At 60.9% G+C, this 7,671-nt stretch carries 9 protein-coding genes; 4 read left to right on the top strand and 5 right to left on the bottom strand.

Features of this window, described 5'->3' with window-relative positions; all coding sequences use genetic code 11:
- Together G7020_RS23260 and G7020_RS23255 are read left to right on the top strand one after the other, a co-directional pair.
- On the top strand, positions 1–332 hold a 332-nt coding region (locus G7020_RS23260; protein ID WP_181087194.1), incomplete at its 5' end, for a putative toxin-antitoxin system toxin component, PIN family.
- A gap of 3 nt (positions 333–335) precedes the next feature.
- Positions 336–3,329: a Tn3 family transposase gene (locus G7020_RS23255; RefSeq protein WP_003299771.1), complete on the top strand. Its 2,994-nt coding sequence runs from the start codon at positions 336–338 to the stop codon at positions 3,327–3,329.
- Positions 3,330–3,341: 12 nt separating this feature from the next.
- Here the strand turns inward: G7020_RS23255 and G7020_RS23250 are convergent, their stop codons facing one another.
- Genes G7020_RS23250 through G7020_RS23240 form a run of 3 tightly spaced genes read right to left on the bottom strand, consistent with a single transcriptional unit; the run spans position 3,342 to position 4,200 of the window.
- Positions 3,342–3,554: a GDCCVxC domain-containing (seleno)protein gene (locus G7020_RS23250; RefSeq protein WP_003089113.1), complete on the bottom strand. Its 213-nt coding sequence runs from the start codon at positions 3,552–3,554 to the stop codon at positions 3,342–3,344.
- Positions 3,555–3,561: 7 nt separating this feature from the next.
- Complete coding sequence (gene merP / locus G7020_RS23245; RefSeq protein ID WP_003150552.1) at positions 3,562–3,837, bottom strand: mercury resistance system periplasmic binding protein MerP; 276 nt, start codon at positions 3,835–3,837, stop codon at positions 3,562–3,564.
- 12 nt (positions 3,838–3,849) lie between these two features.
- Positions 3,850–4,200, bottom strand: a complete 351-nt coding sequence (locus G7020_RS23240; RefSeq protein WP_003089115.1) for a mercuric transporter MerT family protein — start codon at positions 4,198–4,200, stop codon at positions 3,850–3,852.
- A 74-nt stretch (positions 4,201–4,274) separates the two neighbouring features.
- On the opposite strand from G7020_RS23240, the gene merR reads away from it, so the two are divergent.
- Positions 4,275–4,673, top strand: coding sequence for an Hg(II)-responsive transcriptional regulator (merR, locus tag G7020_RS23235; protein ID WP_003089120.1), 399 nt, complete (start codon positions 4,275–4,277; stop codon positions 4,671–4,673).
- A gap of 162 nt (positions 4,674–4,835) precedes the next feature.
- The gene (locus G7020_RS23230; protein ID WP_128655769.1) at positions 4,836–5,804 is read left to right on the top strand and encodes an endonuclease; all 969 of its coding nucleotides are present in this window, start codon (positions 4,836–4,838) and stop codon (positions 5,802–5,804) included.
- A gap of 157 nt (positions 5,805–5,961) precedes the next feature.
- Here G7020_RS23230 and G7020_RS23225 read toward each other — a convergent pair whose 3' ends face one another.
- Entirely contained in the window at positions 5,962–6,237 is a 276-nt protein-coding gene (locus tag G7020_RS23225; protein WP_086223402.1) for a hypothetical protein, read from the bottom strand.
- Between the two features lie 181 nt (positions 6,238–6,418).
- The gene (locus G7020_RS23220; RefSeq protein ID WP_124097830.1) at positions 6,419–7,393 is read right to left on the bottom strand and encodes a DNA replication terminus site-binding protein; all 975 of its coding nucleotides are present in this window, start codon (positions 7,391–7,393) and stop codon (positions 6,419–6,421) included.
- Between the last annotated feature and the right edge of the window lie 278 nt (positions 7,394–7,671).

The following is a 7,671-nucleotide window of genomic DNA, read 5'->3' as shown; positions in this document are numbered from 1 at the left end:
CCTGGCGGGCGGCGCGTTTCGAGGTGGTGACCTCGCGGATGCAACTCGATGAAATTCGTCGAGCCAGCCGCTATCCCAAGCTTCAGGCCATCCTACAGCCCGCCAAGGTGGGCGCCATGATCAATAACCTGCAACGGGCTGTGGTACTGGAGCGCCTGACCATCGAGGTCGAAGCCGATGATCCGGATGACTCGTTTTTGCTGGCCATGGCCTTGGCGGGCGATGCGGACTACCTGGTAACCGGTGATCGCCGCGCCGGCCTGCTGCAACGCGGGCACATCGAACGCACGCGGATCGTCACGCCCGCCGTGTTCTGCGTCGAGGTGCTGTGATCAATGCCGGTCGGTTTTCTGACTCAAGAGCAACGCGACGGTTTTGGCCGCTATGTTGATTCGCCCAGCCGTGAAGAGCTGGAACGTTACTTCCACCTGAGCGATGAAGACCGTGAAGCCATCCAGGTGCTGCGGGGTAACCATAACCGTCTGGGTTATGCCGTTCTGCTGACCACCGTCCGCTTCGTTGGCGTTCTGCCGGACAAGCCCGCCGCCGTGCCGGTGGAAGTCCTGCAGGTGCTTTGCCGACAACTGGCGATTCCAGACCCCGACTGCCTCCAGCGCTATAGCGATCATCGCCGCTGGATACATGCCACCGATATTCAGAACCGCTTTGGCTATCGTCATTTCACCGATCCGGGCATCGGCTTTCGCTTGAGCCGCTGGCTGTATGCCCTCTGCTGGACGGGCACCGACCGGCCGGGAGTGCTGTTTGAGCGAGCCACCTCGTGGCTGTTCACACAGAAAGTCCTCCTGCCTGGTGTGTCTCAACTAGAGCGCTTTATCGCCCAGTTGCGCAGTCGGGTCGAAGAACGCCTCTGGTTTACGCTGGGCCGCAGCGTGACTGAGGAACAGCGATTGCAACTGCAAGACTTGCTGACGGTGGCCGAAGGCAACCGCAGCTCCCGGCTGGATCAATTGCGCTCCGGCCCGGTCATGGTCAGTGGCCCCGCGTTGATTCGGGCACTGCGCCGGCTCGATGACGTGCGCGGCATCGGCATCACCTTGCCGGCGGCGGCGCACATCCCTCCCAGCCGTATCGCCGCCCTGGCCCGCTTCGCCAACACGGCCAAGGTCACCGCGATTAATCGGCTGCCGGCGTCGCGGCGGATGGCGACACTGGTGGCCTTCGCACTCTGCCTGGAGGCGACTGCGCACGACGACGCACTGGAAGTCCTGGAGGCCTTGCTGCGCGACCTGTTCAGCAACGCGGAGAAGGCCGACAAGAAAGCCCGCATGCGCAGCCTGAAAGACCTGGATCGGTCGGCCGCGACGCTCGCCGCCGCGTGCAAGGTCGTGCTGGACAGCTCGATCAGCGATGACAACGTGCGCGCCCGGCTGTTCAACGACCTGCCGAGGACCACCCTGGAAAAGGCCCTGGAAGAGGTCAACGCGCTGATCCGCCCGGTAGATGACGTCTATTTTCTTGCATTGGAAGCGCGCTACCGCAGCGTGCGCCGCTTCCTGCCCGACCTGCTCAAGCACATCCGCTTCGGCTTCAGCCCGGCCGGCAAGGGCGTGGCGGCTAGTCTGGAGTGGCTGCAACTGAACCTGCCGCGCCGGAAGCCAGAGGATGACGCGCCGCAGGAGATCGTGGCCAAGGCTTGGCAGAAGCACATCACCCGCGAAGATGGCTCCCTCGACATGGGTGCCTATGTGTTCTGCACGCTCGATGCGCTGCGCACGGCCCTGCGCCGCCGCGATGTCTTCGTCTCGCCCAGTTGGCGCTATGCCGACCCGCGCCTTGGCCTGCTCGACGGTGCCGAATGGCTGGCGGCGCGACCGATCATCTGCCGGTCACTGGGCCTGACCATCGACGCCAAAACCACCCTGGACGCCTTGTCCGTCGAGCTGGATGCAACCTGGCTGGCAGTAGCCGCGCGCCTGCCCGACAACCCGGCGATTCAACTGAGCGAGAACACCGAGGGCAAGACCGAACTGTCGCTCGGGGCGCTGGACAAGCTGGACGAGCCCTGCTCGTTGCTGCAACTGCGGGCGGCCGTGTCTGACCTGATGCCGCGTGTCGATCTGCCGGAAATCCTCTTGGAAATCGCCGCCCGCACTGGCTTTTCCGAGGCCTTCACCCATGTCTCCGAACGCAATGCACGCGCCGACAACCTGGTCACCAGCCTCTGCGCGGTGCTGTTGGGCGGGGCCTGCAACACCGGCCTGGAGCCCTTGATCCGCACCGACAACCCGGCGCTGCGCCGTGACCGGCTGTCCTGGGTCAGCCAGAATTATATCCGCGACGACACCCTGTCAGCGGCTAACGCCATCCTGGTCGGAGCGCAAAGCCAACTGGAACTGGCCCAAGTCTGGGGTGGCGGCGAGGTCGCCTCCGCCGATGGCATGCGCTTCGTCGTACCGGTGCGCACCGTGCATGCCGGCCCCAATCCGAAGTATTTCGGCACCGGCCGGGGTGTCACCTGGTACAACCTGATTTCCGACCAATTCTCCGGCCTCAACGCCATCACCGTGCCCGGCACGCTGCGCGACAGCCTGGTGTTGCTGGCGGTCGTGCTGGAACAGCAGACCGAGTTGCAGCCGACGCAAATCATGACCGACACCGGGGCCTACAGCGATGTGGTGTTCGGGCTCTTCCGCCTACTTGGCTACCACTTCAGTCCGCGGCTGGCCGATGTCGGCGGTACCCGCTTCTGGCGCACGCGCCCGGACGCGGACTACGGCAAGCTCAACGGGCTGGCCCGCCAGTCGGTCAAACTCGACCTGATCGCCGAGCACTGGGACGACCTGCTGCGCCTGGCCGGCTCGCTCAAACTCGGCCGGGTGCCGGCGACTGGCATCATGCGCACGCTGCAAACGGGAGATAGACCCACCCGGCTGGCCCAGGCGCTGGCCGAATTCGGGCGGATCGAAAAGACTCTGCACACGTTGACCTATATCGACGACGAGTCCAAGCGCCGCGCCACCCTGACCCAGTTGAACCGAGGCGAAGGCCGGCACAGCCTGGCCCGCGCCGTGTTCCACGGCAAACGCGGCGAGCTCCGCCAGCGCTACCGCGAAGGCCAGGAAGACCAGCTCGGTGCTCTGGGCCTGGTGGTGAACATCATCGTGCTGTGGAACACCCTCTACATGACGGCGGCCGTGGAACGGCTCAAGCAGCACGGCTATCCAGTGCTGGAAGAGGATTTGGCCCGGCTATCGCCGCTGATCTACGAGCACATCAACATGCTCGGGCGGTATTCCTTTGCGGTACCGGAAGAAGTTGCGCGCGGCGAGCTGCGGCCACTGCGTAATCCAGACGACGACCTGTGATCCCCCTAAACGCTATGAGCAACACCCAAGCTGCTGCTGGATCGGCGGGCACTTCACCGAGCCGAACGAACAGAAAACGCAGCAATCCCCTGGGTTGGGGCGCAGCAGCGCCTTGCAGTTGCTGCACTCGTAATAGAACTGGCAGGCGTCCGTGGGCATGGTTTCCGGCTTGGCGAAGCCGCAGCGCGGGCAAGTCAGCACGGACTCAAGGACAATGGCGCTCATCGTGACCTCACTTCTGCACTGTGGAGGGGTATCCCGCGTTCGCGGTCGCCTCAGTCAGTGCCTCGGGCTGGGCCTTATCGGGATCGTAGGTGACGGTCGCCGTCTTCTGGTCGAAATTGACCTGGACGTCACTCACGCCGGACACCTTCTCCAGCGACTTCTTGACCGTGATCGGACAGAGTCCGCACGTCATGTTCTGCACGTCGAGCGTGACGGTTTTCGGGGGAGCCGCCAGCGCCACGAAGGGCAAGGCGAAAAGCACGGCGATCAGCAGTTTGCGCATGGTTAATCTCCTTCAGTAGAACAGCGGGGCGAGCCACGGCACGGCCAATAGGCCGAGCAGCAGCACGCTGACGATCCAGAACACGAGTCGCTGTCGCACGAGCGTGCGCGGATCGGCGCAGGGTGTACCTGGCGTACAAACCTGTGGCACCAGGTAGAGCTTGCGGAATGCCAATCCCAGGAACAGTAGAGTCAACCCGATGAAGAGGGGGCGTAGTGGCTCCATCATGGTCAGAGCGCCCACCCACGTACCGCCGACACCGAGTGCCAACAGCACCAGTGGCCCGACACAGCACACCGACGCACCGATGGCGGTCAGCGAACTCGCGACCAGCGAGCCTTTCCCGGTGAGTTGCATCCCCATTCCCATCTCCTGAGCCTGATTGCCTAGGTGCTATTCTAAACTCCGTACCAAAGTACGGAATCAAGGAGAAAGTGATGGCCACAGAGCTGACCATTGGCAAGCTGGCAGACGCCGCCGGGGTGAACGTCGAGACGATCCGCTACTACCAGCGACGCGGGCTGCTGGATGAACCAGCCAAACCCTTGGGTGGCCATCGGCGCTATCCGGTGGACATGGTGAAGCGACTGCGTTTCATCAAGCGGGCTCAGGCGCTGGGTTTCACGCTCTCGGAAGTCGGTGGACTGCTGACGCTGGATGAGTCGTGCGCCTGTGCCGAAACGCGAGCACGGGCTGCACGCAAGCTCGCGTTGATCGAGCAGAAGATGGCCGACTTGGTCGTCATGCAGCAACTGTTAGGCGAACTGGTGCAGCAATGTGATGCGGGAGACGGCGGAACGATCTGCCCGATCATCGAGGCACTGATCAGAGAGTAATGCCTGGCGGGTGAGCTGGAGATCGGAAAGCCCCTTTACGGTGGGATTCAGAGCTTACGTTGGTTTTTGGTTCCATTGCTCCCCAAACCCCAAACCCAAGCCTTGCTTGGGTTTTTTTTCCCCTGAATAGCTTGGAACCACTCTTGGTTTAAGGAAAAGACCGTGAAATCGATCCTCATGATGTTTACGGCCGTGATGATGGCCACATCTCAACTTGCTCTTGCCTCAGCGCCTGCGACCTTTGAGCAGGCAAAGGTTGAGCTACGCCAGAAGGTCTACTACGACCGCAACACCAGCGAAACCGGCGATCTTTACTGTGGGTGCAATTGGAAGTGGCTAGGGCGATCGGGAGGCCGGGTGGACTTCGCCTCGTGCGGGTACGAAGTCCGCGCTCAGGAGAATCGCGCGCAGCGCATCGAATGGGAGCACGTCTTGCCAGCATATGCCTTCGGCAGCCAGCGGCAGTGTTGGCAGAATGGGGGGCGAAAGAACTGCATCGATACCGATCCGGTATTTCGCAAAATGGAGGCGGACATGCACAACCTCGAAGTGAGTGTTGGTGAGGTCAATGCTGACCGAAGCAATTTTCGCTACGGCGTTTTACCCTCAACGCCGATGCAATACGGGGCTTGCCCGACCAGGACGGATTTTCAGCAGCGCGTGACAGAGCCTCGAGACCAGGTGAAGGGCGCGGTTGCCCGGATCTACTTTTACATGCACGACCGTTACGGACTATCAATGTCCAGGGCACAACAGCAGCTGTTGATGGCCTGGGATCGTCAATACCCAGTGAGCCCGTGGGAACTGGAGCGTGACCGGCGGATCGCCAGAGTAATGGGGCATAGCAACCCATTCGTGACAGGTGAAAGATCCTGGAGTCTCGGTATGCGAGTGAAGGGAGCCGGCACAATGGCACAGGCCATTCGGAGCGAATCAGTTGAACACCAGGTATCTGGTGGATACGCCTCCAGCGGGCTTTCTCCGGTGATTGGCAACCGCAATAGCAATGTTTACCACCTGCCAGTGGGCTGTCCGAGCTACGGAAAGGTCGGAACGCGAAACCGCGTAGAGTTTGCAAGCGCTGCGGACGCCGAAGCCGCGGGATTCAGGCGGGCCGGAAACTGCCGATAGGGGCCATATGTGGCTTGAAGCGCTTTGGTGCTAGGGTTAGCTCCCAGGGCACTTTTCGGGGCGCTACAGCCCGTGCTGAGGAGATGAGTCAAGCGAGGGGGGCTTACTGTGTACCTGGCCGGGTGTATCGTGAAGACCTCCCGGCCGGGCTCGATGATCAATCAACGGTCTGGTGCTGTTTCGTTTTGGTGCTGTGCTGGGCCGGTACCGGCCCAGATTCGGCTGGCGTAGTGGCCAAGGTGTGAGTAATCACCGAGCCGCTTTTGTTTGCCAGGTTCTTTGCCAGAGACTCGCGGACAACCTCCATCGTGAGTATTCGCGAGGTGGCAATCGCAGCTTTGAGGGGCTGGCCAGCTGCAACCAGTACCTCAACCATGTCCAGGGCCGTATTCACGCCGGCTTCGATTCGTTTCTCAACGCCATCAATCATCATCTTGTCTATCTCCATTTCAGGCCGCTAGCGGGATGCAGCGGCCTCAGCGGAGCGTACGCGGTTCAAGAGGGGCTTGAACAGCTCAGATCAATGAGGGATATTCGTGGCGTCCTAATTATTAGGATGCTATTCGTTTAACATAATCCTTATTGCGAATAACTGATTGATAAATAAGGAAAATCTATTTCCGGCCTGCGGCGTCTTTGACCGACTCTCGGTACGTCGATAGCACCTCAAGCCCATCCGGCGCGCTGGGCTCGTGGGCAACTGATTCCGCACTGGATGAGGCTACGAAAAAGCGCCCCCCAGGGAGTGCCGGTAACCGCTGCTTTACGTCAGGCCGTTTTGCTGATCGTGCGTCTCTATCGAAGTCCTTGAGGCCAACGATTCTTGCAGCAGGTTGCCCGTCAAGTACGAAGAATGGGAGGTTGGCATGGAGCATTGCGTCGTAACGGCTGCGTTCGGAAAACCACAGCATGGCCCGTGGATGCGGAGCGATAGGCTTTGGCACATCCAACACATCGGTTTCAGCCATGTTCGCGATGCTGCGGAGATCGATCCATTGGGGGCTATTTACCACCGGCTCGCCGGTGGCCATAGCCTTTTCATGGGCCTCGGCGAGCAGTACCTCACGGACGTGGCCAACAGTGACACGCTCTTTTCCTGAGGTGTGACCGGCCCAGGTGAATGTGATCTGTCTTGGGGCCGCATCAAACACCTGGATTGCGCGCTTCAGCTGGTTGAGAGAGAAATTTTTCCCCAGGGCCTGGCGCATGATGTGGGAGCGGCGGCTAACGGCGACGTTGCGAAACACGCGCTCAGCCTCGATCGCGTCCACCAGCTCGCTCTTGCAGCGATTCACCGCCCTACCCTCATCGAGTATCGATCCGGAGAGGATAAAGTACCCCGGCAAACGCAGCACGGTACCTGGAGCCTGGCCGAGATCGCGCTCAAATTCGCGTAACGCCTCTACAGCGACCTTGATTGCGTCACTTCCTGTCAGCACCTGGACACTGATTCGAGATGGCGTCCTCTGTTCAGTGAGGAGCGGGATGCGCCATATCATCCCGCCGACAACCAATGCGGGCCACTTCTCATTGAAAGCCCCAACGGTTTCGACCAAGCGCTCGTAAGCGGAAACAATTGCGTCAGTCATTTAGGCATCCTCATAATACCACCCCTTCACTCCGGCTATCCCTTGCGCCCTCCTCCCCCTCCGCTCCATGTTAACCAGAAGCGACGCCGAGGGTGCGAAAGCCATCTCGCGATTGAAGGGGTGGTATTATCGAGTATCCCAAAATCCGCTCACAAAAAAGTGCCGGTGTCAATTCTTTCGCGCAAATCAAGAAGGACTTGAAACCGTATATGGGACAGTAGGTTAGCTCCTTTCGGGGCCGCTTAGAAGAAGAGCGGCGTTGTCGGCTAGGAGCGACA

Source organism: Stutzerimonas stutzeri, assembly GCF_013522825.1.
In the GTDB taxonomy this organism is placed as follows: domain Bacteria; phylum Pseudomonadota; class Gammaproteobacteria; order Pseudomonadales; family Pseudomonadaceae; genus Stutzerimonas; species Stutzerimonas stutzeri_AK.
This window is presented reverse-complemented; position numbering and strand designations above follow the sequence as displayed.

Coding starts and splice junctions, on each gene's coding strand:
- G7020_RS23255 (WP_003299771.1), top strand. CDS start 336: ATGCCGGTCGGTTTTCTGACTCAAGAGCAACGCGACGGTTTTGGCCGC.
- G7020_RS23250 (WP_003089113.1), bottom strand. CDS start 3,554: ATGAGCGCCATTGTCCTTGAGTCCGTGCTGACTTGCCCGCGCTGCGGC.
- merP (WP_003150552.1), bottom strand. CDS start 3,837: ATGCGCAAACTGCTGATCGCCGTGCTTTTCGCCTTGCCCTTCGTGGCG.
- G7020_RS23240 (WP_003089115.1), bottom strand. CDS start 4,200: ATGGGGATGCAACTCACCGGGAAAGGCTCGCTGGTCGCGAGTTCGCTG.
- merR (WP_003089120.1), top strand. CDS start 4,275: ATGGCCACAGAGCTGACCATTGGCAAGCTGGCAGACGCCGCCGGGGTG.
- G7020_RS23225 (WP_086223402.1), bottom strand. CDS start 6,237: ATGATGATTGATGGCGTTGAGAAACGAATCGAAGCCGGCGTGAATACG.
- G7020_RS23220 (WP_124097830.1), bottom strand. CDS start 7,393: ATGACTGACGCAATTGTTTCCGCTTACGAGCGCTTGGTCGAAACCGTT.